The 23,571-nt window shown below is 73.7% G+C and carries 22 protein-coding genes and 1 tRNA gene; 11 read left to right on the top strand and 12 right to left on the bottom strand.

Features of this window, described 5'->3' with window-relative positions; translation table 11 throughout:
• Positions 1 to 93: 93 nt before the first annotated feature.
• A complete protein-coding gene (locus V6U77_RS01085) occupies positions 94 to 1,185 on the bottom strand; it encodes an ABC transporter ATP-binding protein (RefSeq protein WP_334604144.1) in 1,092 nt (363 codons plus the stop codon).
• Between the two features lie 332 nt (positions 1,186 to 1,517).
• Between V6U77_RS01085 and V6U77_RS01080 the strand changes: the two genes are divergently transcribed.
• Positions 1,518 to 1,594, top strand: a tRNA-Thr gene (locus V6U77_RS01080).
• Between the two features lie 168 nt (positions 1,595 to 1,762).
• Here V6U77_RS01080 and V6U77_RS01075 read toward each other — a convergent pair.
• The gene (locus tag V6U77_RS01075) at positions 1,763 to 1,990 is read right to left on the bottom strand and encodes a hypothetical protein (RefSeq protein ID WP_334604143.1); all 228 of its coding nucleotides are present in this window, start codon (positions 1,988 to 1,990) and stop codon (positions 1,763 to 1,765) included.
• A gap of 213 nt (positions 1,991 to 2,203) precedes the next feature.
• Here V6U77_RS01075 and V6U77_RS01070 point away from each other — a divergent pair, with 213 nt between their 5' ends.
• Genes V6U77_RS01070 through V6U77_RS01060 form a run of 3 tightly spaced genes read left to right on the top strand, consistent with a single transcriptional unit; the run spans position 2,204 to position 3,721 of the window.
• Positions 2,204 to 2,809 carry a TetR/AcrR family transcriptional regulator gene (locus V6U77_RS01070; RefSeq protein ID WP_334604142.1) on the top strand — a complete coding sequence of 202 codons (606 nt, stop codon included), beginning with the start codon at positions 2,204 to 2,206 and terminating at the stop codon, positions 2,807 to 2,809.
• Positions 2,810 to 2,832: 23 nt separating this feature from the next.
• A complete protein-coding gene (locus V6U77_RS01065) occupies positions 2,833 to 3,291 on the top strand; it encodes an AraC family transcriptional regulator (protein WP_334604141.1) in 459 nt (152 codons plus the stop codon).
• Positions 3,292 to 3,301: 10 nt separating this feature from the next.
• Entirely contained in the window at positions 3,302 to 3,721 is a 420-nt protein-coding gene (locus tag V6U77_RS01060; RefSeq protein WP_334604140.1) for a VOC family protein, read from the top strand.
• 166 nt (positions 3,722 to 3,887) lie between these two features.
• On the opposite strand, the gene V6U77_RS01055 is transcribed toward V6U77_RS01060, so the two are convergent.
• On the bottom strand, positions 3,888 to 4,403 hold the full coding sequence (locus V6U77_RS01055; protein WP_334604139.1) for a hypothetical protein: 516 nt from the start codon (positions 4,401 to 4,403) through the stop codon (positions 3,888 to 3,890).
• A 183-nt stretch (positions 4,404 to 4,586) separates the two neighbouring features.
• Here V6U77_RS01055 and V6U77_RS01050 point away from each other — a divergent pair, with 183 nt between their 5' ends.
• Together V6U77_RS01050 and V6U77_RS01045 are read left to right on the top strand one after the other, a co-directional pair.
• The gene (locus V6U77_RS01050) at positions 4,587 to 6,980 is read left to right on the top strand and encodes a M4 family metallopeptidase (protein WP_334604138.1); all 2,394 of its coding nucleotides are present in this window, start codon (positions 4,587 to 4,589) and stop codon (positions 6,978 to 6,980) included.
• Positions 6,981 to 7,067: 87 nt separating this feature from the next.
• Positions 7,068 to 7,841: an enoyl-CoA hydratase/isomerase family protein gene (locus V6U77_RS01045; RefSeq protein WP_334604137.1), complete on the top strand. Its 774-nt coding sequence runs from the start codon at positions 7,068 to 7,070 to the stop codon at positions 7,839 to 7,841.
• 74 nt (positions 7,842 to 7,915) lie between these two features.
• Here the strand turns inward: V6U77_RS01045 and V6U77_RS01040 are convergent, their stop codons facing one another.
• The 4 genes from V6U77_RS01040 to V6U77_RS01025 all read right to left on the bottom strand — a co-directional run bounded on the left by V6U77_RS01040 (position 7,916) and on the right by V6U77_RS01025 (position 11,975).
• On the bottom strand, positions 7,916 to 8,359 hold the full coding sequence (locus tag V6U77_RS01040; protein ID WP_334604136.1) for an HNH endonuclease: 444 nt from the start codon (positions 8,357 to 8,359) through the stop codon (positions 7,916 to 7,918).
• A gap of 242 nt (positions 8,360 to 8,601) precedes the next feature.
• On the bottom strand, positions 8,602 to 9,789 hold the full coding sequence (locus tag V6U77_RS01035; RefSeq protein ID WP_334604135.1) for a hypothetical protein: 1,188 nt from the start codon (positions 9,787 to 9,789) through the stop codon (positions 8,602 to 8,604).
• A gap of 70 nt (positions 9,790 to 9,859) precedes the next feature.
• Positions 9,860 to 11,392 carry an FAD-dependent oxidoreductase gene (locus V6U77_RS01030; protein ID WP_334604133.1) on the bottom strand — a complete coding sequence of 511 codons (1,533 nt, stop codon included), beginning with the start codon at positions 11,390 to 11,392 and terminating at the stop codon, positions 9,860 to 9,862.
• Positions 11,393 to 11,483: 91 nt separating this feature from the next.
• The gene (locus tag V6U77_RS01025; protein WP_334604132.1) at positions 11,484 to 11,975 is read right to left on the bottom strand and encodes an MSMEG_6728 family protein; all 492 of its coding nucleotides are present in this window, start codon (positions 11,973 to 11,975) and stop codon (positions 11,484 to 11,486) included.
• Between the two features lie 100 nt (positions 11,976 to 12,075).
• On the opposite strand from V6U77_RS01025, the gene V6U77_RS01020 reads away from it, so the two are divergent.
• On the top strand, positions 12,076 to 13,854 hold the full coding sequence (locus tag V6U77_RS01020) for an NAD-binding protein (protein ID WP_442934348.1): 1,779 nt from the start codon (positions 12,076 to 12,078) through the stop codon (positions 13,852 to 13,854).
• 42 nt (positions 13,855 to 13,896) lie between these two features.
• Here V6U77_RS01020 and V6U77_RS01015 read toward each other — a convergent pair whose 3' ends face one another.
• Complete coding sequence (locus tag V6U77_RS01015; RefSeq protein ID WP_334604130.1) at positions 13,897 to 15,135, bottom strand: APC family permease; 1,239 nt, start codon at positions 15,133 to 15,135, stop codon at positions 13,897 to 13,899.
• A 9-nt stretch (positions 15,136 to 15,144) separates the two neighbouring features.
• Complete coding sequence (locus tag V6U77_RS01010; RefSeq protein ID WP_334604129.1) at positions 15,145 to 15,912, bottom strand: phosphatase PAP2 family protein; 768 nt, start codon at positions 15,910 to 15,912, stop codon at positions 15,145 to 15,147.
• 112 nt (positions 15,913 to 16,024) lie between these two features.
• On the opposite strand from V6U77_RS01010, the gene V6U77_RS01005 reads away from it, so the two are divergent.
• The gene (locus V6U77_RS01005) at positions 16,025 to 17,233 is read left to right on the top strand and encodes a DUF4032 domain-containing protein (protein ID WP_334604128.1); all 1,209 of its coding nucleotides are present in this window, start codon (positions 16,025 to 16,027) and stop codon (positions 17,231 to 17,233) included.
• A 40-nt stretch (positions 17,234 to 17,273) separates the two neighbouring features.
• Here the strand turns inward: V6U77_RS01005 and nagA are convergent, their stop codons facing one another.
• From nagA to V6U77_RS00990, 3 genes are read right to left on the bottom strand one after another with little or no spacing between them, the layout of a single operon-like run.
• The gene (gene nagA / locus V6U77_RS01000) at positions 17,274 to 18,383 is read right to left on the bottom strand and encodes an N-acetylglucosamine-6-phosphate deacetylase (RefSeq protein WP_334604127.1); all 1,110 of its coding nucleotides are present in this window, start codon (positions 18,381 to 18,383) and stop codon (positions 17,274 to 17,276) included.
• Complete coding sequence (locus tag V6U77_RS00995) at positions 18,383 to 19,303, bottom strand: ROK family protein (protein ID WP_334604126.1); 921 nt, start codon at positions 19,301 to 19,303, stop codon at positions 18,383 to 18,385. Before V6U77_RS00995 ends, nagA begins: the two co-directional genes overlap by 1 nt.
• Positions 19,300 to 20,229, bottom strand: a complete 930-nt coding sequence (locus V6U77_RS00990; RefSeq protein ID WP_334604125.1) for an SIS domain-containing protein — start codon at positions 20,227 to 20,229, stop codon at positions 19,300 to 19,302. Before V6U77_RS00990 ends, V6U77_RS00995 begins: the two co-directional genes overlap by 4 nt.
• A gap of 195 nt (positions 20,230 to 20,424) precedes the next feature.
• On the opposite strand from V6U77_RS00990, the gene V6U77_RS00985 reads away from it, so the two are divergent.
• From V6U77_RS00985 to V6U77_RS00975, 3 genes are all read left to right on the top strand, one after another.
• A complete protein-coding gene (locus V6U77_RS00985) occupies positions 20,425 to 21,210 on the top strand; it encodes a DeoR/GlpR family DNA-binding transcription regulator (RefSeq protein ID WP_088998118.1) in 786 nt (261 codons plus the stop codon).
• A gap of 118 nt (positions 21,211 to 21,328) precedes the next feature.
• Positions 21,329 to 22,339 carry an ATP-binding cassette domain-containing protein gene (locus V6U77_RS00980; RefSeq protein ID WP_334604124.1) on the top strand — a complete coding sequence of 337 codons (1,011 nt, stop codon included), beginning with the start codon at positions 21,329 to 21,331 and terminating at the stop codon, positions 22,337 to 22,339.
• Positions 22,336 to 23,352, top strand: coding sequence for an ABC transporter permease subunit (locus tag V6U77_RS00975; RefSeq protein WP_334604123.1), 1,017 nt, complete (start codon positions 22,336 to 22,338; stop codon positions 23,350 to 23,352). The genes V6U77_RS00980 and V6U77_RS00975 overlap by 4 nt, the downstream gene beginning before the upstream one ends.
• The last annotated feature ends 219 nt before the right edge of the window (positions 23,353 to 23,571 follow it).

Raw genomic sequence — 23,571 nt, 5'->3', positions numbered from 1 at the left:
GGGGCGGACCACCCCTTCGCCTTCAGCGACCCACGGCCGGACAAGACGATGGGGGCGCCCGCCGATCGGCGGGCGCCCCCATCTCGTCGTACGTCAGATGCGGTTGCCGGTGCTCGCGTTGAAGACGTGGCTGCGGCCCTCGCGCGGCTTGACGAACACGGTGTCGCCCATGTTCGGCATGGTGCGCCGGTCGGTGCGGACCACGAAGCGCTCGTTGTTGCCCTCGAGCGCGGCGTGGCCGTAGATGTTGGCGTCCGAGCCGAGGTCCTCGACCAGCTCGACGACGACGGGCATGCCGCCCTCGGTCGGGCTGACGAGGTCGCAGTCCTCGGGGCGGAAGCCGACGGTCACCTTGTTGTCGCCGCCGTCGGCACGGGCCGCCTCGACCTGCTCACGGGTGAGCGGGATCTGCAGGTCGGCGAAGGCGGCGCCCCGCTCGTTCAGCGGCACGGTCTTGATGTTCATGGCCGGCGAGCCCATGAAGCCGGCGACGAAGACGTTGGCCGGGGTGTCGTAGAGCGCACGCGGGGTGTCCACCTGCTGGAGCACGCCGTCGAGCATGACCGCCACCCGGTGGCCCATGGTCATGGCCTCGACCTGGTCGTGGGTGACGTAGACGGTGGTGACGCCCAGCTTGGCCTGCAGCGAGGCGATCTGGGTACGGGTCTGTACACGCAGCTTCGCGTCGAGGTTCGACAGCGGCTCGTCCATGAGGAAGACCTGCGGCTCGCGGACGATCGCCCGGCCCATGGCCACCCGCTGGCGCTGACCGCCGGAGAGGGCCTTCGGCTTGCGGCTCAGGTACTCCTCCAGCTGGAGCAGCGCCGCCGCCTCCTTGACCCGCCGGTCGATCTCGGCCTTCGAGGTCTTGCGCAGCTTGAGCGCGAACGCCATGTTCTCGTAGACCGTCATGTGCGGGTAGAGGGCGTAGTTCTGGAAGACCATCGCGATGTCGCGGGCCTTCGGCGGCAGGTGGGTGACGTCCCGGTCGTCGATGTGGATCGAGCCCTGGTCGACGTCCTCCAGGCCGGCGAGCATGCGCAGGCTGGTGGACTTGCCGCAACCGGAGGGGCCGACCAGGACGAGGAACTCACCGTCGCCGATCTCCAGGTCGAGCTGGTTGACGGCGGGACGCTCCTGGCCCGGGTAGATCCGGGACGCCTTGGAGTAGGTGACCGTAGCCATGGTGGGGTGCTTCCTTTCACCGGCAGGAACGTGCCGGACGATCCGAGTGAAGGAGCGGCCGGCACGGGGATGCGCCGGCCCACGGGCAGCGTCTCGGTGATCGAGATGTCGTCCGTGTCACTGCACGGTAAACGGCTTTGCGCCACGTGCCAAGGCGGGAAGCACGGGATGGGACGGGCCGCATAGACATTCCGGTCAGTCGGGCACGGGCGGACATCAATCGACCGCTACTACCGGTCACCGTCGGCGGGTCCGGGACGTTTCCGGTGGTCGGGGGGCCTGCCGAGGGGGAAATCCGGACGTCAGTCGCTATGCTGACGTCGGCACCACACGCCCCTGTAGCTCAGCTGGCCAGAGCACTCGCCTTGTAAGCGAGATGTCGCCGGTTCGATCCCGGCCGGGGGCTCCAAATTTCATCAGGCAACTTCTCGCTCGGCGCTGTCGTGGCCCGGCCGGTTGACGGCAGCGCCGACAGTCGACCGGGTCAAGGCGGCCGTCCATCGAGCGTGCTGAGCGCCTGACGCGTCGCGACCCGTGGCAGCCACGGCCGTCCACGTCGAACTCCGTCACTCCCGCCTCAGGGAGTCGTGTCGAGGTGGACCTCCACGTCGTAGATCAGGCGGACGGGTCTGCCGTTGGTGACGCCGACGAAGACCGGGTCGGCGGCCGGCGTGCGGCCGTGGCGCCAGACCTCGCTCCGGGCGGCTTCCCGGGACTCGTGGTGGTGCTTCCCGGCCAGGTGCAGTGCCAGGACCCGACGGGCCGTCGTCGGGTCGGTGTCGAGCTGGATCCGCATCAGGGGCATGTCGTGCCTCCCTCGGCTGACGCGCTGGCCGACGAACCTAACATACGTCGAGCAACCTACCGGCGTTAAGTTACTCCAGCACCGTACTAGGGTGGTCGGGTGACGCTCAACCAGTCCGGCCCGGAGCCGCGCGAAGAGTCAGCGGGCCGCTCCGGTGCCGGCTCGGTGTGGCTCCGCACGGAACCCGCCCGTCCGCGCCGTACTGCGCCGCCGTTGAGCCGCCAACGCATCGTCGACGCGGCGGTGGCCCTGCTCGACCGCAATGGCAGCGACGGACTGACGATGCGTCGCCTCGCCGAGCGGCTCGACGTCACCCCCACCGCGCTGTACTGGCACGTGAAGACGAAGGACGACGTGCTCGACCTGGCCATGGATGAGATCTTCGGCGAGGTGCGACTCCCGCAGGACGTGGGCGACTGGCGCGACGACGTCCGCACGCTCGCCCGGGGCTGGCGGGCGGCCATCCTTCGCCACCCCTGGGCGGCGAACCTGATCGGGCGTCCCATGCTCGGCCCGAACGTGCTCGCGCGCACCGAGTTCCTCCAGTCGGCACTGGTCCGCGGGGGCTTCTCAGGTCGCCGGCTGGCCGTGTCCACCCGTCTGCTCGCCAACTTCGTGATCGGGGCCGCGCTCACCGAGGCCACCTGGCGCCAGACGGCGGATCCGCAGGCGCGGGCCGAGGCCCGGCGGCATATCGCGGCGAATCCCACCGCCTATCCGACCCTCGGTGCCTCGGGCCACCTCGACGACACCCGATGGAGCGACGACGAACTGTTCGACCAGGGCCTCGACACGATCCTGGCGACCGCGCCGAGGTGACGGACCCGGCGGGGCGGCGTCCTATGCTGGGCGGCGTGAGCAGGGCGACGGAGGAGTCGAACCGGGCCATGCTGCGCGCCCGGGACGCCATGGACCGCGCGTACGACCAGCCGTTGGACATCCCCGCCCTGGCCCGGATCGCGTACGTCTCCGAGGCGCACTTCATCCGCACCTTCCGGGCGACCTTCGGCGAGACGCCGCACCGCTACCTGCAGCGGCGGCGGGTGGAGCGGGCCATGTACCTGCTGCTGCACACCGACCGGGACGTCACCGACGTCTGCTACGCGGTCGGCTTCTCCAGCCTGGGCACGTTCAGCCGCACGTTCCGTCAGATCGTCGGGGAGCCGCCGTCGGAGTACCGGCGGCGCAAGGCGCCGACCGCCGCCGTGCCGGTGTGCTTCACCAAGGCCTGGACCCGGCCCAGCAGCTTCGGGCAGCAGAGGTCAGTTTTGGATAAGCAGCAGGTCAGGCCCGGCCCGTAGCGTTCCCGGCATGACGATGAACGCGATCAGCCGCTCCCAGATCTACGTGCTCGACCAGGACGAGGCCCTCGACTTCTATGTCGGGAAGCTCGGCCTGGAGGTCAACACCGACCAGGACCTCGGCTTCATGCGCTGGCTGACGGTCAACCTGCCCGGCGACCCGGAGCGCGAGATCCTGCTGGAGAAGCCCGGCCCGCCGGCGCTGGACCCGGCCACCGCCGGGCAGGTCCGGGAGCTGCTCACCAAGGGGGCGTTGGGCGGGTACCTGTTCATGACCACCGACGACGCGCACAAGACGTACGAGGACCTGGTCGCCAAGGGCGTCGAGATCACCGACGAGCCGATGGAGCGCCCGTACGGGATCGACTTCGGCATCCGCGACCCGTTCGGCAACAAGATCCGCATCGGCCAGATGTTCCCCCGGGGCTGACCTGGCGGCGGTTGGTCATGATCGGGAGGCGTGCGGCCGGTGGCCCCGCCTCCCGATCGCTTGTCTGGGGCAGGAAGTGGGCGCCCGGGAGCGGTAGGACCGCCCGCTGGGGCGTGCGCCGGCGGACCACCGGTTCTGAGAGCCCGCCCGGTCGGCGGGGATCGGCTCAGCCGGTGGCCGCGACCAGCAGCTCCACCACCTCGCGGGCCGTCGTCGGCGCGTCACCGTCGGACGGGCAGTCCACGTAGCCGGTCTCCACCGTCCCGACGGTCAGCCGGTAGCTGAAGGCGTCCCGGCAGGCGGTGGGGGTGGCCGGGCGGCCGGCCCCGGCGGCGAGGGCCGGGTCGGCGACGAGCCGGCGCAGCCGGTCCAGGTCCGCGCCGGAGAGCCGGCCGGTACGCCGCGACCCGGCGCGGTCGACGACGGTCCACCGGCCGTCGGGTTCCACCGTCACGGTGTCGTCGCGCCCGGCGATCCCGCCGGAGCGGGTCAGCACGACACGCGCCGCCGTGCCCGCCGGCCGTGCGGAGGGCGGCGTGGTCGGCGGCTGCGAGGGCGGCGTGGCGGCCGTCGGCGAGGGTGTCGGTCGCGGGGACCCCAGGGAGTCCACCCGCTCCGCCGGGTCTGCCGCCGCGCAGCCGGACAGGAGCGTCACCACCAGCGCGACCTTGACGAGCGCCATCGAAGCTGATCTCATGCCGCTCGGACGCGCGGCGCGGCGGCGCGGTTCCCACCGGCCCCGGTTCCACCGAACGGTCAGTGTCCCGGGCGGAATCCGGATCACCCCTTCTCTTTTGGGTCTTCACATCGTTATATCTACATGCGTGACTATCCCTGTCGCGCATACCCCCGTTCAGGAGGGCACGTGAAAAGACCCCTTGCCGCCGTCGGTACGGCCCTGCTCACCAGCGGCCTGCTGACCGTCGTCGCCACCCCGGCGCTCGCGGCACCCCCCACCGCCCCGGCCCCGGGCGGACCCGCCGCCGCCGCGGCGAGCGTCCTGCGTACCAACCCCGGCGCCGTGCAGGGCACCAGCGCCGAGTCCTACCAGGTGCACAGCACCAAGGTGGACGCCAGCGGCGCCGCGCACACCCGCTACACCCGGACCTACCAGGGCCTGCGGGTGTACGGCGGTGACTTCGTCATCCACACGACCCCGAACGGCGGCTACGCCGGCTCCTCGGTCGGTCTGGACGCCCCGCTGACCCTGCCCACCACGGCGAAGGTTCCCGCCGCGGCGGCGAAGAAGGCCGCCCGCGCCGCCTTCTCCGGCACCCTGACGGCGGTGGGCAGCCCCGAGCTGTTCGTCGACGCCAGCTCCGGCAAGGGCCGGCTGGCCTGGGAGACCGTCGTCACCGGCTGGCACCCCGACGGGCAGACGCCGTCGCGGTTCCACGTCCTCACCGACGCCACCACCGGCAAGGTCATCGGCTCGTACGACGAGATCGAGGCCGTCGCCGGCACGGGCAACAGCGTCTACTCGGGCAGCGTGACCGTGGACACCACGCTCTCCGGCAGCACGTACCAGATGATCGACCCGCTGCGCGGCAACGGCTCCACGTGCGACATGAACAACGGCACGTCGACCTGCACCACGATCACCGACGCCGACAACACCTGGGGCACCGGAGCCACCTCCAACCGGCAGTCCGCCGCCGTGGACGCGCACTACGGCGCCGCCAGGACCTTCGACTACTTCAAGAACGTGCACGGGCGCAACGGCATCTTCGGCGACGGCCGGGGCGTGCCCAGCCGGGTGCACTACGGCAACAACTACGTCAACGCCTTCTGGGACGGCTCCCGGATGACGTACGGCGACGGCAGCGGCAACTCCCGGCCGCTGGTCTCCATCGACGTGGCCGCCCACGAGATGAGCCACGGCGTCACCGAGAACGTGGTCCCCGGCGGCCTGACCTACTCCGGCGAGTCCGGCGGCCTCAACGAGGCCACCAGCGACATCTTCGGCAACATGGTCGAGTTCTACGCCAACAGCCCCGCCGACCCGGGCGACTACCAGGTCGGCGAGAAGATCAACATCAACGGCGACGGTACGCCGCTGCGCTACATGTACAACCCGGCCCTGGACGGCTCGGGCGACAGCTGCTGGTCCACCTCCACGAAGAACAAGGACGTGCACTACTCGTCCGGCGTGGCCAACCACTTCTTCTTCAACCTCGCCGAGGGCACCGGGGCCACCCCGTACGGCACCTCGCCGATCTGCGGCTCCGCCCCGGCGGTGACGGGCATCGGTCGCGCCAAGGCCGAGAAGATCTGGTGGCGGGCGCTGGACACGTACTTCACCTCCAACACCTCGTACGTCAACACCAGCAACCCGGCCAACACCGCCCGGGCGTACTCGCTGCGCGCCGCGACCGACCTGTACGGCAGCTGCTCCACCGAGTACCGGACCGTCCAGGCGGCCTGGACCGCGGTGAACGTGGCCGGCAACGACGCGCCGTGCTCGACCGGCAACGACTTCTCGGTCTCGCTCTCGCCGACCTCCGGCGCGGTCAACCCGGGCGGTTCGGTCTCCACCACCGTGGCGACCGCCACCACCAGCGGCTCGGCGCAGACCGTGACGCTGTCGGCGTCCGGCCTGCCGAGCGGGGCGACCGCCTCGTTCAGCCCGGCCTCGGTGACCTCGGGCGGCTCCTCCACCCTCACCGTCGCCACCACGGCCGCCACGGCGCCGGGCACCTACACGGTCACCGTGAACGGCGCCGGCTCGGTCACCCGCAGCGCCACCTACACGCTGACGGTCAACGGCACCGGCGGCGGCTGCACCAGCCCGGGGCAGAAGCTCGGCAACCCGGGCTTCGAGTCGGGGGCCACCACCTGGGCGCAGACCTCGGGCGTGATCGGCCAGCACGGCACCGCGCAGCCGGCCCGCACCGGCACGTGGAGCGCGTGGATGAACGGGTACGGCCGCAGCCGCACCGAGACGCTCTCCCAGTCGGTGAGCCTGCCGGCCGGCTGCACGTCGTACAACTTCAGCTTCTGGCTGCACGTCGACTCGGCGGAGACCACCACCGGCACCGCGTACGACACGCTGCGGGTGCAGGTCCTCAACTCCTCCGGGACGGTGCTGGCGACCCTCGCCACGTACTCGAACCTGAACAAGGCCGCCGGGTACAGCCAGAAGTCGTTCTCGCTGGCCGCGTACAAGGGGCAGACGGTGACCCTGAGGTTCACCGGCGTCGAGGACGCCTCGCTCCAGACGTCCTTCGTCGTGGACGACACCGCGCTCAACGTCTCCTGACGTAGCCGCGCCGCCGGGCCCGCGCCGTTATGGTCGCCGCACCGACGCGTCGCCGCTCCCGGCGGCCGGGCGGACGTCGAAGGGGTGGTGACGGTGGCGGACGCGGAACTCCTCGTCGAGGTGAGCGGACCGGTGGCGACGGTGGTGATCCGCAACCCGGCCCGGCGCAACGCGATGACCACCGCGATGTGGCGGCGGCTGCCGGAGCTGCTCGACGGGCTGGAGGCCGATCCGGCCGTGCGGGCGCTGGTGCTCACCGGCGCCGGCGACACCTTCTGCGCCGGCGCGGACCTGGGCGACCTGGACGAGCTGCTGGACGCCGGCGACGCCAGCATCGCGGTGGCCGCCGAGGAGCGGCTGGCGGCCTTCGGCAAACCGACCGTCGCCGCCGTCCGGGGTGCGTGCGTGGGCGGCGGCTGCCAGCTCGCCGTCGCCTGCGACCTGCGGGTCGCCGCCGCCGACGCGCGGTTCGGCGTGCCGCCGGCCCGGCTGGGTCTGGTGTACCCGGCGCCGACCACCCGTCGGCTGGCCCGGCTGGTCGGCCCGGCCGCGGCCAAGCACCTGCTCTTCACCGCCGAACTGGTCGACGCCGAGCGGGCGCTGCGGGTGGGCCTGGTCGACGAGGTGCTGCCGGGCGACCGGCTCGCCGCCCGGGTGGACGAACTCACCGCCGCCGTGGCCGCCCGGTCGCAGCTCAGCGTCGCCGCCGCCAAGGAGATCGTCGACGGCCGGGCGGACGAGGACCGGATCGCCTGGTGGCACGGGCAGGTCCGGGCCAGCGGCGAGGCCCGCGAGGGCGTCGCGGCCTTCCACGAGCGCCGCCCGGCCCGCTTCGGCTGGACCCCGCCCGCCCCGCACTGACCGCCGGGGGCCGGCGGGCGCCGCGCCGAGGGTCGTACCCCCGACGCGGCCCCCCGTTCCCGCCGGCCGGTCCGTCACCGCCCGGCCAGTGACGCCCAGGTCGGGGTCGTCGGCTCGCGCCGCAGCGGCATGCCCGCCTCGGCCGGCGTCCGGTCGCCCTTGCGCTGGTTGCAGCCGTAGCAGGCGGCGGTCGTGTTCCGCCAGGTGTTCCGCCCGCCGCGCGAGCGGGGCAGGACGTGGTCGATGGTGCCGGCCGGCCCCCCGCAGTACGCGCAGCAGCGTCCGTCGCGGCGCAGCACGCCCGCCCGGGACCAGGCCGGGCCGGTGCTGAACCGCCACCGGGTCACCACGTAGCGGACCAGGCGCACCACCCGGGGGACCGGGAACACCCCGATCACCCGGTCCGGCTCGGCCTCGTGGATCTCGGCGACCCGCCGGCAGAGCATCCGGATCGCGTGCTGGACGGTGACCCGGTGCAGCGGGCCGAGGTCGGCGTTGACGACGAGGACGGCGTCCACCGGTGTCTCCCTCCGTGACGGTGACGAGCTGGGCGGACCGGAGGACGAAAGAGCCGCCCGGTCCGGGTGCGGACGGGCGGCTCGACGTCGTGCGGGCACGCGTCAGTCGGGCCGGCCGCCCCCGGGGTCTTCGGCGCGGTGACCGCCGCCGTACGCCGGAGGCGTGGGCAGGCACGACGGCACACAGGTGACGTGCGACATCGACATGACCAGCTCCCGCGGCGGTGGTTGACCTTGCGCGATCACGGTAGGTCGGCGGGGGAGAGAGGGGCAACGGATTTCGATCGAGGCCCCGGCTCGTCGGGGCGGCGCTGGCGGCGGGCCCGGCCCGCGGCCCGCGCGGCGGCCAGGGGCCGGTCGATGCGTACGGCCATCCGCGCGGTCAGCTCGCTCTCCAGCAGCGGCCGGTTGACCTCGGCGGCGACCGCGAGCGCCGGCCCCGAGACGGTACGCCAGATCGCGGCCAGCCCGGCGCCCAGCCCGAGCAGGGCCACGGCCGCCCGGGTCACCGGCGAACCGGCGGCGGCGAGCGCGCTCACCCCCACCACGGCGAACAGCACCGCGAGCAGCGGCACGAGCACCGGCCAGAAGATCCCCCGCACGGCCTGCACCACCAGCTTCCGGTCCCGGACGATCAGGTTCCGGGCGGCGATCGCGTAGTCCTCCTCGTCGAGCAGGTCCCTGGGGTGCAGCCCGCCGGTGAGCACGCTCTGCCACAACTCGCCCTGGTTGCGCAGCTCGCGGGCCAGCTCGGGCAGCCCCGCCTCGGTCGGGTCGCCCACGTCCGCCCTGGTGACCGCCGACGCCCACGCCGACAGCGACCGGCGGACCACCGCGGCCGAGTACGGGGGCAGCACGCTGGCCAGCTCGCCCAGCCACCGGCCGATCTCGAACTGCCGGCCGCCGAAGCGGTGCGCCACCTGCCCGGCGTCGCCCTGCCGGACGGCGTCGCCGTAGCGCACGGTGTCGGCCAGTGAGCGCCCCAGCCGGTACGCCAGACCCACCCGCTGGTTGGTGGCCATCGTCCAGCGCAGCAGCTCCACGTTGAGGTCGTCGAGGGCGAGCAGCAGGGCGTCGCCGGACCCGTCGGTCACCCGGGCCCGGGCGTCGGCGGTGGCGGGCGCGGGGCCGACGCGCCGGGTCAGCTCGGCGATCTGCGCGAGCGCGACGTCCACGCCGTCCAGGTACATCTGCAGGCGCCGCCGCCCCGACATCTCCGTCAGGTTGGACAGCTTCGCCGGCGCGCCCGCCGGCCGCTCGGCCCCGGGGTCGCGCAGCTCGGCGGTGCGCGCGTGGTGGTAGGCGTCCGCCATCCACCAGCCGAGCCGCAGGGCGGTCACGACGCAGGCCCGCTCGTCCCGGATCAGCGGGTACGCGTCGTCCCGCGGCACGTCGGCGACGAGCGGGTCGTCGTCCGTGCGCGGCGACATCCCGCTGACCTCCCGGCTCATCCCAGACGATCAGCCTAGGCCAGCCAAGCGGCCCTTTTGTCCGTTTTGCTCAACCCCGCCCGGCGAGCAGGCCCCGGGGCCGGATCGACCGGACCGGCTCGGTCGCGCCGCCCTCGGCCCGCAGGATGTGGTTGGCCGCCACGATCCCGGTCGCCGCCGAGCGCTCCATCAGCGCGCTCGGGAACTCCGTCCGGATGCCGTCGCCGGCCAGGTAGAGCCCGTCGGCGTCGGTGCGTACCCCCGGCCGCCAGGCGTGGCTGCCGGGCGTGAACGCCGGCGCCTGCGCCTCCACCCGGGCACGCAGCTCGCGCACCCGCAGCCGGGCCGCCTCCGGCCAGAGCGCCGTCAGCTCGGCCCGCATCCGCTCGGCCAGCTCCTCGGCGGGCACGCCCGGCTCGCAGGCGTACGCGTGCAGCTCCACGATCGAGCCCCCGGTGCGTTCCGCCCAGCGGCGGGACTCGTTCTCCAGCCGGTGGTAGAGGGTCACCGAGTCCAGGGTGGGCTGCCGGGACACCCCGCTGAACACCGCCCGGTCGGCGGAGACGTCCCCGTCGCACCAGTAGCGCGCCACCGCGTACGGCGGGCCGGGCCGGCCGAACGCGGGCATCCGCGCCGCCAGCCGGGGCGCGTGGTCGGCCAGGCCGGGCGAGGCCGCGACCAGCGCGGCGAGGGCGGGCGGGTCGACGGCGAGCACCACGTGCCCGGCCGGGTACGACGTGCCGTCGGCGGTCGTCACCCGCCAGCCGGCGCTCTCGCGGGTCACGGCGGTGACCGCCGCGCCCGTCACCACCCGGCCCCCGTGCTTCTCCACGTGCCGCGTCAGCGGCTCCCAGATCGCCGTCGCGTAGTCCTCGTCCGGGCAGTCGAAGGCCAGCCCCTCCGGGTTGCCCAGCAGGTAGAAGTGGAACTGCGCGATCATTTCCGCCGCCGACATCTCCGCCTCGTGGTTGAAGAACGAGTGGGAGAAGACCTCGAAGAGCATCGCGCGGGCCCGGTCCGGCAGCCGCAGCGAGGTGAGCAGCGCGTCGGCGGTCGTGTCGTCGAACTCGGCGTAGGTGCGCCGCGGGTCGTAGGTGAGTAGCGGCAGTGCCGCGTCCCGGTCCATCCCGCGCAGGTCGCCCAGGCGCAGGCTCGGGCTGCGCAGCAGCAGCGCCAGCAGGTTCGCCGGCGGCGCGGGCGGCAGCCTGCCGAACTCCTCGGTCGGCCAGCGCTCGCTCAGGATCGGGTAGCCCGGGACCGGCTTGAGGAAGCCGAGCCCCGGGTCGACGCGGCGCAGGACGGAGCGCCAGTTGTAGTACTGCCGGAAGAACGCGTGGAAGCCGTGCTCGTTCATCTGCCGGGCGCCGTCGGCGAGGGTCTCCGGCCAGGCCCCGAGCCGGCCGCCGAGCGTCGGCGCCGCCTCCAGCACGGTCACCGCCACCCCGCGTTCGGCCAGCACCACCGCCGCCGACATGCCGGCGATCCCGCCGCCGACCACCACCGCCTCGACCCGGCCCGGCACTCGGTCCGCGCCGCCACCGCCGGGGTCCACCTCGTGCTCGCGTACGCCGATGAGCCGACCGACCACCTTCGACAGCGCCATGTGCACCTTCCCCGCCGGATGGGTCTCCAGTCTGCCCGGTGACCTGCCAGGAGCAACGTTCCCCGACCGCGGGCGCCTCACGCGCCCCGACTCACGTCGGCGGTGGCAAACAGCGTCGCTGCCGGTCCGAGGAGGGCCAGACGTACTCCAGGTCGGTCGGGACGTCGTCGCCGAAGATCGGGCCGTAGTGCCCGGGATCCTTGCGCAGCAGCGACGAGCGGTGGCTGCGGTGCAGGTCCTCGCGGCCCAGCCACGGCGGCAGCTCCCCGGCCTCGGCCAGCGCGGACTGCGTACGCACCTCGGTCAGGCCGCAGGCGGCGGCGAGGTCGGCGGTCATCGTGGTCGCGCAGGTGTCGGCCCGCCCGGGCTCGCACCAGACCGCGCAGACGTCCAGCCCGTAGCGGGTGAGGGCCTCCTCGTACCCGGCCCACATCTTCACGGCCGGGTGGTTGCGCCAGCCGTACGTGGGCCAGGTCAGGCCCCGCAGCACCTGGATGGTCTCCACCCGCTGCTTGCCCAGCCGCTTCTGGTCCAGCGTCCGGGCGCTGGCCAGGAAGTCCGGGTACGGCAGGAACGTCTGCATGCCGCTGCTCTACCCGTCGCCGCGGGGGACATGCCGACGCGACCAGCGCTCATGATCAGAGGGCTGCGCCCGGCGCGACCGGCTGACTACGATGCGGCGCATGGCGGAGCCCCTGCTGGATCGTGCGCGGCGTGCCGGCCGGCGGCTCCGGGTCAACGGCGACGCGCGGGCGCACTACGTGGTCTGTGGCCGCGACGCCCTCGCCTACTGGGTGGTGCGCGCGCTGCTCGCCACCGAGTTCGAGGCCGGCCGCGTCCGGATCACCCTGGTGGTGCCCGAACGACCCAGCTCCGACGAGCCCGACGGGCGCGACCTGCAGGGCGTCGAGGTGGTCCGCGCCGACCGGCTCGACGAGGTCACCTTCCGTCGGGCCGGCCTGGCCGGCGCCGACGGGCTGGCCCTGCTGCACCAGGACGACGTCGGCAACATGCACGCGGCGCTGTGCGCGCAGGAGGTCGAGCCCGGGCTGCGCCTGGTGGTGCGGATGTTCAACACCAACCTCGCCAACGGGGTGCGGCAGATCTTCCCCGACTCGGCGGTGCTCTCCGACGCCTCCATGGCCGCCCCCGCCTTCGTGGCCGCGGCGCTGGGCGAGGTCGCCCCCACCCATTTCCGCCACGGCGGGCGCACCCTCTACGTGGCCCGCCGCGACGACGTACGCCCGACCGACGTGGTCTGCGGGGTGGCCGACACCCGCGACCCGCAGCAGGTCCGGCTGCTGCCCGCCGACGGGCGCGCGGCCGACCTGGTGATCGCCGAGGCGACCGGCACGCCGCCCGGGACGGAGCTGGCCGCCCGCCGGCTGAGACGGGCCCGCCGGCGTCGCCGCCCCCTGACGGTGCTGTTGCGCGCCGTACGCAGCTTCGCCACCCGCAAGATCGGCGTCGCGGTGATCGTGCTGCTGGCGGTGATCGGGGTGCTCGGCTGGCTCAACGGCTACGCCTCGCACCAGGGCTGGGCCGACTCGCTCTACCTGACGCTCGTGACCACGCTGACCGGGCAGGACCCGGATGCGAACAAGTCGGCCGCCGAGCAGGTCATGCAGGTGGTGCTCAACCTGGCCGGGCTGGCGCTGATCCCGCTGATCACCGCCGTGGTGGTCGACGGCATCGTCAACGCCCGGCTGGCCCTGCACTCCGGCCGCATCCAGCCGGAGCGCTCCGGGCACGTGGTGGTGGTCGGGCTGGGCAACGTCGGCACCCGGGTGATGTCCCAGCTCTGCGACTTCGGCGTCGAGGTGGTGGCCATCGACAAGGTGCCCGAGCCGCGCGGCGGCGCGCTGGCCCGGCGGCTGGGCGTACCGCTGATCGTGGGCGACGCCGCGCTGGAGGAGACCCTCCAGTCGGCCTCGGTGGGCGGCTGCCAGGCGCTGGTGGTGGTCTCCACCGACGACGAGACCAACCTCCAGGCGGCGCTCAACGGCCGGGCCGTCAACCCCGAGCTCCAGGTGGTGCTGCGCCTCTTCGACGGCCACTTCGCCGAACGCATCCAGCAGGCGTTCGGCATCGGCGTCTCGCGCAGCGTGTCCTACCTCGCCGCGCCGTCGTTCGCGGCCGCGCTGCTGGACCGCGCCGTGATCGCCACGATCCCGGTCGGCCGGCACGCGCTGCTGGTCACCGAGGTCAGCGTCGCCGCCGGATCGGCGCTGGACGGCCGGCCGCTCGCCGCCGTCGGGCGGGCCGAGAGCGTACGCCTGCTGGCGCACGCCCGGGCCGGCCAGCGCCTCGACTGGGCGCCCGACGCGCGCCTGGTGATCGTCGCGGGCGACCGGCTGACGGTGGTGGCCCGCCGGGCCGGCCTGAACGCCCTGCTCCGCGAGGCCGCGCCACCGGTGCCGGAGGACCCGGTCACGCCCACACCGCGGCAGCCGGAGGAGTGACGGGCCGACCGACCCGCCGCCACGCCGGTCCCGGATGCGGCGTCAGGCCCGGCGGGGGCGCAGGGCGTACCAGAGGGCGCCGATGGCGAGCACGGCGGCGCCGGCGAGCACGCTGGACAGCGGCAGGTTGACCGCGAGCAGCAGGCAGCCGACCAGCCCCAGCACGGCCAGCGCCCGCACCGGCAGCCGCCGGCCCGGGTCGCGGCCCAGCGTCAGCGCGGCGGCGTTGGTGATCGCGTAGTAGACCAGCACGGTGCAGCTGGAGAAGCCGATCGCGTCGCGGACGTCGCCCAGCAGCACGATCGCCACCACCACGGCGGCCACGGCCAGTTCGGCCCGGTGCGGCACCCGGTGCACCGGGTGGACGGCGGCGAGCGCCCCCGGCAGGTCGCGCCGGCGGGCCATCGCCAGCGCGGTGCGGCCCACCCCGGCGAGCAGGGAGAGCAGCACCCCGGTCACCGCCACGGTCGCGCCGGCCCGCACCAGCCACGACAGCCCGGGCAGCCCGGCGGCCGTCACCACGTCGGCCAGGGGCGCGGCGGATGCGGCCAGCCGGTCGGCCCCGAGCACGCCGACGGTCACGACCGCCAGCACCAGGTAGACCGCCAGCACCACGCCGAGGGCCAGCGGGACCGCCCGGGGGATGGTCCGCTCCGGGTCGCGTACCTCCTCGCCGAGGGTGGCGATCCGGGCGTACCCGGCGAAGGCGAAGAAGAGCAGCCCGGCGGCGGTGAGCACGCCCCGCCCGCCGCCGTCGAGGTCGCCGAGCCGGTCGAGCGAGACGTCGCCGCCGAGCGCGCCGGCCACCGCGACCAGCGCCAGCACCGCCAGCACCACGGCGACCAGCACCTTCGTCGCGGTCGCGGTCCTGCCGACGCCGCGCAGGTTCACCGCGGTCACCGCCGCCACCGCGCCGACGGCGACGAGCCGGGCCTGCCCCGGCCAGAGGTACGCCCCGATGGTCAACGCCATCGCCGCGCAGCTCGCCGTCTTGCCGACCACGAAACCCCAGCCGGCCACGAACCCGGCGAACGGGCCCAGCCGCTCCCGCCCGTACACGTAGGTGCCGCCGGACTCCGGGTAGCGGGCCGCGAGCCGGGCCGAGCTGGTGGCGTTGCAGAAGGCGATGAGGCCGGCCAGTACGAGGGCCGCCAGCAGCCCGGCCCCGCCGGCCGCCGCCGCGGCGGGCGCGAAGACCACGAAGACGCCCGCGCCGAGCATCGACCCCAGGCCGATGACCACCGCGTCTGCTACGCCCAGCCGGCGCGCCAGTTGATCCACGGCGGGACCCTATGGGGCGGAGATGAACGGACGGTTCCAGTCCCGCAGCGCGCCCGGCAACGGCAGGTCGTCCCAGGGCACCCGGTGCAGCAGCCGGTCGAGGAGGAGCCCGAGCAGCAGCCCGGCCACCGAGTCGGTCAGCCAGTGCCAGCCCAGGTAGGTGGTGGTGCAGAGCACCACGACCGGCGGCACGACCCGGACCACGGCGACCAGCCGGGGCGGCATCGTGCGGCCGTACGTGCGCAGCAGCGGGGCGAGCAGCAACGCGATGACGCCGTACCAGAGGATCGCGTTCGCGACGTGGCCCGAGGGATAGGACTGGGCGAACCGCAGTGGCAGCTCGTCCTGGAACAACGGGAGGGTCTGCTCGGCGGGCAGGAAGGGCTTCTTGACACTCGCGCTGGGCGCGGGTCGGGCGGTCCACACCTTGAGCGGGCCGATCGTCAGGTAACTGAGGGCGAAGGCGAGCACCGGTGGCAGCACCGGGAGCACGGATCTCAGCCGCACCGCGAGCAGCACCCCGAGCCCCAGGGCGATCAGCGTCAGCGGGGTGCCCTGCCCCAGGTAGTTGAGGATCACCGCCGTCCAGTGCGCGGCCGTCGGCCGGTGCGCCTGCGACCAGTCGGCGATCGCGCGGTCGATCCCGAAGAGCCGCTCGTCGGCGAGGGCCACGGTCAACCCGACGAGGGCGGTGAGCAGCAGCGCGTCGAACCACCAGCCGGCCGGCTGGACCGGCCGGAGCTGGACCTTTCCCCGTACCGCCGTGGTCTCCCGCACCCCGTCACGCTACCGGCCCCGGTCGGCGCCGGACCGGGACGGGCCGGGGACGGCTGTGTGCCGAGCCACGAAGGGAGGCGCTCGGCGGGGGGAACCCGTCAGACTTGTCCCCGTGCGGATCACCTCGGCCCTCGTGGACCCGGCGCTGCTCGATCTCCCCTGGTCGACCCCGCTGGAGGAGTGGCCTGCGCAGCACCTGGTGGCGCTGCCCCAGGGCATCTCCCGGCACATCGTCCGCTTCGTCCGGCTGGGTGAGTACGTCTACGCGTTCAAGGAGACCCGCGAGCGGATCGCCGAGCGGGAGTACGACCTGCTGCGCGCCCTGGAGCGGATCGACTTCCCGTCGGTGGAGGCGGTGGCGATCGTCGCCGACCGGCAGACAGAGGACGGGGAACCCCTCGAGTCGGTGCTGATCACCCGGCACCTGCAGTTCTCGCTGCCCTACCGGGCGCTCTTCTCGCACACCCTGCGCCCCGAGACGATGGGCCGGCTGCTCGACGCGCTCGCCGCCCTGATCGTCCGGATGCACCTCACCGGCTTCTTCTGGGGCGACTGCTCGCTGTCGAACACCCTGTTCCGCCGGGACGCCGGGGCGTTCGCCGCCTACCTCGTGGACGCCGAGACAGGGGCGCTGCACCACTCCCTGTCCAACGGGCAGCGCGGCGAGGACCTGGAGATCGCCCGGGTCAACATCTTCGGCGAGGCGCTCGATCTGCAGGCCGCCGGGCTGCTGCACGCCTCGATCGACCCGGAGGTGGTCTGCGAGGAGGTCGTGCAGCGCTACGAGCGGCTGTGGCACGAGATCACCTACGAGCAGCAGGTCGAGCGGGAGGCCCGGCACGACGTCGAGGGGCGGATCCGCCGCCTCAACGAGCTGGGCTTCGACGTCGCCGAGGTGGCGATGTCCACGATCGACAACGGGCGCTACCTGATCCGGCCGAAGGTGGTCGACGCCGGCTACCACACCCGACGGCTGCTGCGCCTGACCGGCCTGGACGCCGAGGAGAACCAGGCCCGCCGGCTGCTCAACGACCTCGACGCCTACCGGGCCGAGAGCTACCTGACCGACGAGCAGCAGGCCGCGCACCGCTGGCTGACCGAGGTCTTCGAGCCGGTGGTGCGGGCCGTGCCGGCGCACCTGCGCCGCAAGCTGGAGCCGCAGGAGCTCTTCGCGCAGATCATCGAGCACAAGTGGCTGCTCTCCGAGCGGGCCGGGCGGGACGTCGGGATGGCCCCGGCCGTGCAGTCGTTCCTGGCCGACGTGCTGGTGCACCGCCCGGACGAGCAGGCGGTGCTCGGCGTCGAGGTCCCCACCGCCTGACGCCCCGCCCGGCAGGAGCGCCGCCCCGCCCGGCCGCCGGTCACTCCACCCAGGAACCGCCGCGCATCACCCGGACCACGTTCAGGTCGTCGTCGAGCACCACCAGGTCGGCCCGGAGCCCGACCTGGAGCGCGCCCAACCGGTCACCGAGGCCGATCGCGCGGGCCGGCGTGGTGGAGGCCATCCGGACGGCGTCCGCGATCGGGATCCCGGCGGCCACCGCGTGCCGCAGCGCGGCGTCCATGGTCAGGGTGCTGCCGGCGATCGCGCCGTCGCGGGCCAGCCGGGCCACGCCGTCGGCCACCGTGACCGCCTGGCCGCCCAGGTCGTACTCGCCGTCGGACATGCCGGCGGCGGCCATCGCGTCGGTGATCAGGGCCGCCCGCTCGGGGCCCGCCGTCGACGTGGCGAAGGCCAGCATCCCGTCGTGCAGGTGCACGCCGTCGGCGACCAGCTCGCAGACCACGTTCGGGGCGTCCAGCAGGGCCACCACCGGGCCGGGCTCGCGGTGGTGCACCGGCCGCATCCCGTTGAACAGGTGGGTGCCGACGCTGGCACCCGCCGCGACGGCGGCGCGGGTCTCGTCGTACGTGGCGTCGGTGTGGCCGACCGCGGCGACCACCCGGTGCGCGGTGAGCAGCTTGATCGCCTCCAACGCGCCGTCCCGCTCGGGGGCGAGGGTGACCATCCGGACCGCCCCGCCGCCGAGTTCGACCAGCTCGGTCAGCTCGTCGGTGGACGGGTCGCGCAGGTACTCGGGGTTCTGCGCGCCGCAGCGGGCGGAGGAGAGGTACGGCCCCTCGAAGTGGATCCCGGCCAGCACCCCCTCGGCGACGAGCGGGGCGAACGCCTCGGTGGCCGAGCGCATGAGCACGAAGGGCGAGCTGACGAGGCTGGCCAGCAGGGTGGTGGTGCCGTGCCGCAGGTGGAAGTCGGCCGCCTGCCGGGCCTGCTCGGCGTCGCCCGTGGTGAAGGTGTGTCCGCCGCCGCCGTGCGTGTGCATGTCGACGAAGCCGGGCACGATCCAGTGCCCGTCGCGCACGGACGGGTACTCGGCGACGGCCCTGATCCGGCCCTCGTCCAGCTCCACGCAGCCCTGCCGGATCACGCCGGTCGGGGTCACCACCTTGCCGGTCACCCGGTTGGCCATCACTTCTCCAGAGTGTCGAGGGCGAGCAGGGCGGCGCCGAGGCAGCCGGCCTCGTCGCCGAGGGCCGCCGCGACCAGGCGCGGCTCCCGGTGGAACGTCATCCGCTCGTGCAGCGCGGCCCGGAGCGGGTCGAGCAGCCGCGCGCCGGCCCGCACGAGCCCGCCGCCGAGCACGACGGTCTCCACGTCGTAGAGGGCCTGACCGGTGGCGAGGCCGTCGGCGAGCGCCTCGACTGCCTCCCGCCAGACGTCCGCCGCCAGCGCCTCGCCGCCGCCCGCCCGGCCGGCGACCTCGGCGGCGGTCGCCGGCACGCCGGCCAGCGCCGAGTAGCGCCGCCCGATCGCGGCGGCGGAGGAGACCGCCTCCAGGCAGCCGGGACGGCCGCACCCGCAGCGCGGCCCGCCGGGGCGTACCTGGATGTGGCCGATCTCGCCCGCGGCGCCGTGGGCGCCGGTGACGGCCGTGCCGCCGACCACGTGGGCGGCGGCGATCCCGGTGCCGATCGCGACGAACAGGACGTGCCCGGCGTCGCGGCCCGCGCCGAGGCGGGCCTCGGCCAGGCCGCCGGCGCGCACGTCGTGGCCGAGCGCCGTGGGCAGCCCGAGCCGTCCGTGGGCGAGGTCCCGCAGCGGTACGTCCCGGAAGCCCACGTTCGCCGACCAGACGGCGATCCCGCGCGCCTCGTCGATCACCCCGGGGACCACGACGCCGACCGCGACCGGGTCGAGCCCGTCGGCGCGGGCCCTGCCGGCGAGTCCCTCGGCGACCCCCAGGACGGTATCCACCACGGCGTCCGGACCGCGCCCGGCGTCGGTGGGGTGCCGCTCGGCGTGCAGCACGACGCCGTCGCCCCGGACCAGGGCGCACTTCATCCCGGTGCCGCCGACGTCCAGCGCGACGACGACGTCGGCTGAGCTCACGCGAGGACCACGGATCGGGTCAGGTGCCGGGGCGCGTCGGGGTCGAGGCCCCGGCTGGTGGCGAGGGCGACGGCGAACCGCTGCGCCAGGATCAGGTCGGCCATCGGGTCGACCGGCGTACGGCCGGCGGCCCAACTGCCCAGCACCGTGCGGCAGCCGTGGGTGCGGCTGTGTACGAAGGCCGCCCCCGTCGCCGCCACGTCCGCCGGCAGCCCGTCGGGCAGCTCGCCGAACGCCCAGACCAGCCGGCCCGGTGCGGCGATCGAGATCGGCCCGTGCCGGTAGTCCATCGCCGGGTACGCCTCGGCCCAGAAGGTGGCCGCCTCGCGGCACTTCAGGGCCGCCTCCTGGGCGAGCCCGACCGTCCAGCCGCGGCCGAGGAAGGTCGCCTGCTCGATGCGGGCCGGGTCGATCGGCAGCGGGGCGCGTACGGCCACCTCGGCGTCGGCGGCGAGCGCGTCGATGTTGTCGCCGAGGTGGGCGCGGAGCAGGGCCAGCGCGGTGGTCGCGAAGCGCGTCTGCACCACCGAACGCTCGTCGGCGAAGGGCATGGTGACCGCGGCGTCGGCCAGCGCGACGGCGGGGGAGTCGGGGTCGCCGACCAGGACGGTGCTCGGCACCCGCCCGCGCAGGGCGGCGATCAGCTCGGTGACCTCGGTGGTGGTGCCGGAGCGGGTGATCGCGACGAGCCGGTCGTAGCGCCGGCCGGCGGGGAACTCGGAGGCCTGGAAGGCGTCGGTCTCGCCCTGCCCGAGGTGCTCGCGGCGGGCCGCGTACGCCATCGCCATGAACCACGACGTGCCGCAGCCCACGACGGCGACCCGCTCGCCGGCGCGGGGGAGGCGGTCCGTCGCGGTGGCGGCGAGTCGCGCGGCCTCCCGCCAGCAGTCGGGCTGGCTCGCGATCTCGGCGTCGACGTACGACATGAGAACTCCTACGCAGGGGAGCGGTGCGCAATACGGCTCGTTAGAGCCGCCTTTCGCGCGTTATTCTGCGCGAAACCGGCTGGCTGTGGCAACCAGCCCCGGCATCGCGCAAGGCAGGTTTTTGCGCCCTCGTAGTTTCGCGCACTACTGTGCACGCAATCAATCACCGACCGCGCAGTAACTGGAGGGGCCCGGGTGGACCGGTACGCCAGATGGAACGCCCTGCTCGAGATGTTGACCGACAACGGCCGGGTCAGCGTCGAGGAGGCCGCCGAGCGGCTGGACGTCTCCCAGGCCACCATCCGGCGCGACTTCGACCAGCTCGCCCAGCAGCAGATGATCACCCGGACCCGGGGTGGTGCGGTCGCCAACGGCGTCTCGTACGACCTGCCGCTGCGCTACAAGACCGCCAAGCACTCGGCGGAGAAGCAGCGGATCGGCGCCGCCGCCGCGGCGCTGGTCTCGCCGGGCACCGTCGTGGGCCTCAACGGCGGCACCACCAGCACGGAGGTGGCCCGGGCGCTCGCCGTCCGGCCCGACCTGAACACCAGTGCCGAGGGTGCCCAGCTCACCGTGGTCACGAACGCGCTGAACATCGCCAACGAGCTGCTGGTCCGCTCCCGGATGAAGGTGGTGGTGGCCGGCGGTGTGGTCCGCCCGAAGTCGTTCGAGCTGGTCGGCCCGTTGGGTGGGGCGCTGCTGCGCGAGGTCACCCTGGACGTCGCCCTGCTCGGCGTGGACGCGATCGACCCGCAGCTCGGCGCCGCGGCCCACCACGAGGGCGAGGCGGCGATGAACAACCTGATGGTGGCCCGGGCCAAGCGGGTCGTGATCATCGCGGACTCGTCCAAGCTGGGCGGTCACGCCTTCGCCCGGATCTGCCCGGTGGACCGGGTGGAGACGCTGGTCACCGACTCGGGGGCCAATCCGGAGGTGGTGGAGGCGTTCCGCGCCGCCGGGGTCACGGTCGTCTGCGCCTGAGGCGTCGAGGAGGTCCCTTCCCCGTCCCGTCGGCGCGTCGGATGCATACCGGGTATTGCGGCCCGCTGCATACCGCGTATGGTGTCGCCTGTCATACACCCATCGGGGGAGGTGCAGCTTGCCAGCTGTCCTGGAGATCGAAGGTCTCCGCAAGACGTACAAGAGCCGTCGGCGCGGCACCCGCAACGCGCTCGACGGTTTCGACATGCGGGTCGAGGAAGGACAGGTGCACGGCTTCCTCGGTCCCAACGGGTCGGGCAAGACCACCACGCTGCGTACGCTGCTCGGCCTCATCCGGCCCGACGGCGGACGGATGACGGTCCTCGGCCACGAGGTGCCCGCGGCGCTGCCCGCCGTCGCCGGCCAGGTCGGCGCGATCGTCGAGAGCCCGCAGTTCTTCCCGCACTTCACCGCGCGCGACACCCTGTCCCTGCTCGCCGGCGCGGGCGACGTGCCGCAGCAGCGCGTGGACGAGGTGCTGGAGCTGGTCGGGCTGCGCGACCGCGCCGGCGAGCGGGTCAAGACCTACTCGCTCGGCATGAAGCAGCGGCTCGCCGTCGCCTCGGCCCTGCTGAAGAACCCGAAGCTGCTGATCCTCGACGAGCCGGCCAACGGCCTCGACCCGGGCGGCATCCGGGAGATGCGCACCCTGACGCGCAGCCTCGCCGAGTCGGGGATGACCGTGGTGCTCTCCAGCCACATCCTCGGCGAGATCCAACTGATCTGCGACTCCGTCACCATCATCTCGCTGGGCCGACGGGTGGCCTTCGGGCCGGTGGAGCAGGTGCTCGCCCAGCACTCCTCGGGGGCGGTCCGGGTGCGGCTGGAGGCGGTCACCGACCTGCCGGTCGCCGCCGAGGCGCTGACCCGCGCCGGGATCCGGGTGACGGGCCAGGCCGACCACCTGATGCTCGCCGGGGTCGACAAGCCGGCCACCGTGACCCGGCTCCTCGCCGAACAGGGCCTCTACGTCAGCGAGCTGGCCCCGATCGCCGTCGACCTGGAGAGCGTCTTCCTCGAACTGACCGCCACCGCGCCGGTACCCGGCCAGCACCGGCAGGTCGACCAGTCCACGAAGGTCGGTGGCGCGGGACAGCCCGGCGCCGCCGCAGGAGGGTGGGGCGCGTGAGTCTCTACCGTACGGAGCTGCGCCGGCTCACCAAGCGGCGCTTCACCCGCTGGATGAGCCTGCTGGGCCTGCTCGTGCTCGCGTTGGTGGTGATCGGGGTCTTCCTCACCAACGAGAAGATCGACGCCGCCACGCTGGCGAAGGCCGAGCGCGCCGCCGAGCAGCAGTGGCAGCGGGACGTCCGCCACAACGCGCAGTACCGCGCGGAGTGCGACAAGGCGAAGGCCGCCGGAACGGCCCAGGCCGACGACTTCCCGGAGGACTGCGCGTCCATCCAGCCGCCGCCCCGGGAGGCGATCGAGACGCAGTGGTTCCTGCCCTCCACCTTCGACTTCCGGGAGAGCTTCGGCGAGACGCTGCTGCCGCTCGCGGCGATCCTGGCGCTGGTCGGGTTCGTCGTCGGCGCCTCCTTCGTCGGGGCCGAGTGGAACACCGGCGGAATGATGAACCTGCTGCTGTGGCGGCCGAAGCGGCTGACCGTGCTGCTGACGAAGCTGGCGGCGCTGCTCACCGGGCTGGTCGCCCTGGCGGTGCCCACGACGCTGCTCTGGTTCGGCAGCTTCTGGCTGGTCGCCGTCTTCCGTGGCAGCACGGCGAAGATGACCTCCGGGGCGTGGCAGTCCTTCGCCCTGACCGGGCTGCGCGGGCTGGTGCTCGCCCTGGTCACCGCGACCATCGGCTTCGCGCTCGCCTCGCTGGGGCGGCACACCGCGATGGCCCTGGGCGGAGTGATCGCCCTGATGGTCGTCGGCCAGTTCGGCCTCGGCATCCTGCTGGCGATGGCCGGCGTGCGCTTCGCCGAGGCGTGGCTGCTGCCCACCTACGCCGTGGCGTGGATGCAGAAGAAGGTGACACTGCAGGACTGGAACACCTGCCAGGCGACCTACTTCGGGGAGTGCGAACCGGACACGCTCGAAATCACCTGGCAGCAGTCCTCGGTGATGATGGTGGTCGGGTTCGTGGTGATCCTCGGCGCGGCCCTCTGGGCGATGCGCCGGCGCGACATCTCCTGACCGCCGGCGGTGCGGCCGGCGGCTCTCCCCGGCCCCGGTCGCACCGCCCTCGCCGGCGAAGGGGCCTGCCCCGGTTGGCGCCGTGCGGCCGGTCCGCGGCGGATCGGCGGGGCGCGGAGCAGGCGGACCGGAGGGCGCACGGCCGGCACCGTCGTCCGATGCGAACCGGGTCGGCCCTGGTTAGGCTGGTGTTCCCCACCGGTCGGCGTCGTGCTGTGC

It is taken from the genome of Micromonospora sp. CPCC 205546 (genome assembly GCF_036902715.1).
GTDB lineage: Bacteria > Actinomycetota > Actinomycetes > Mycobacteriales > Micromonosporaceae > Micromonospora.
The sequence above is the reverse complement of the archived record's forward strand: the minus strand, read 5'-3'. Positions and strand labels throughout refer to the sequence as shown.

Excerpts from the sequence above, each read along its gene's own strand:
- V6U77_RS01085 (WP_334604144.1), bottom strand. The coding sequence starts at position 1,185 with ATGGCTACGGTCACCTACTCCAAGGCGTCCCGGATCTACCCGGGCCAG.
- V6U77_RS01055 (WP_334604139.1), bottom strand. The coding sequence starts at position 4,403 with ATGGCGCTCGTCAAGGTCGCGCTGGTGGTGACGCTCCTGTCCGGCTGC.
- V6U77_RS01035 (WP_334604135.1), bottom strand. The coding sequence starts at position 9,789 with ATGTCGCCGCGCACGGACGACGACCCGCTCGTCGCCGACGTGCCGCGG.
- V6U77_RS01060 (WP_334604140.1), top strand. The coding sequence starts at position 3,302 with ATGACGATGAACGCGATCAGCCGCTCCCAGATCTACGTGCTCGACCAG.
- V6U77_RS01025 (WP_334604132.1), bottom strand. The coding sequence starts at position 11,975 with ATGCAGACGTTCCTGCCGTACCCGGACTTCCTGGCCAGCGCCCGGACG.
- V6U77_RS01030 (WP_334604133.1), bottom strand. The coding sequence starts at position 11,392 with ATGGCGCTGTCGAAGGTGGTCGGTCGGCTCATCGGCGTACGCGAGCAC.
- V6U77_RS01065 (WP_334604141.1), top strand. The coding sequence starts at position 2,833 with ATGCTGGGCGGCGTGAGCAGGGCGACGGAGGAGTCGAACCGGGCCATG.
- V6U77_RS01075 (WP_334604143.1), bottom strand. The coding sequence starts at position 1,990 with ATGCCCCTGATGCGGATCCAGCTCGACACCGACCCGACGACGGCCCGT.
- nagA (WP_334604127.1), bottom strand. The coding sequence starts at position 18,383 with ATGGCCAACCGGGTGACCGGCAAGGTGGTGACCCCGACCGGCGTGATC.
- V6U77_RS01020 (WP_442934348.1), top strand. The coding sequence starts at position 12,076 with ATGGCGGAGCCCCTGCTGGATCGTGCGCGGCGTGCCGGCCGGCGGCTC.
- V6U77_RS00990 (WP_334604125.1), bottom strand. The coding sequence starts at position 20,229 with ATGTCGTACGTCGACGCCGAGATCGCGAGCCAGCCCGACTGCTGGCGG.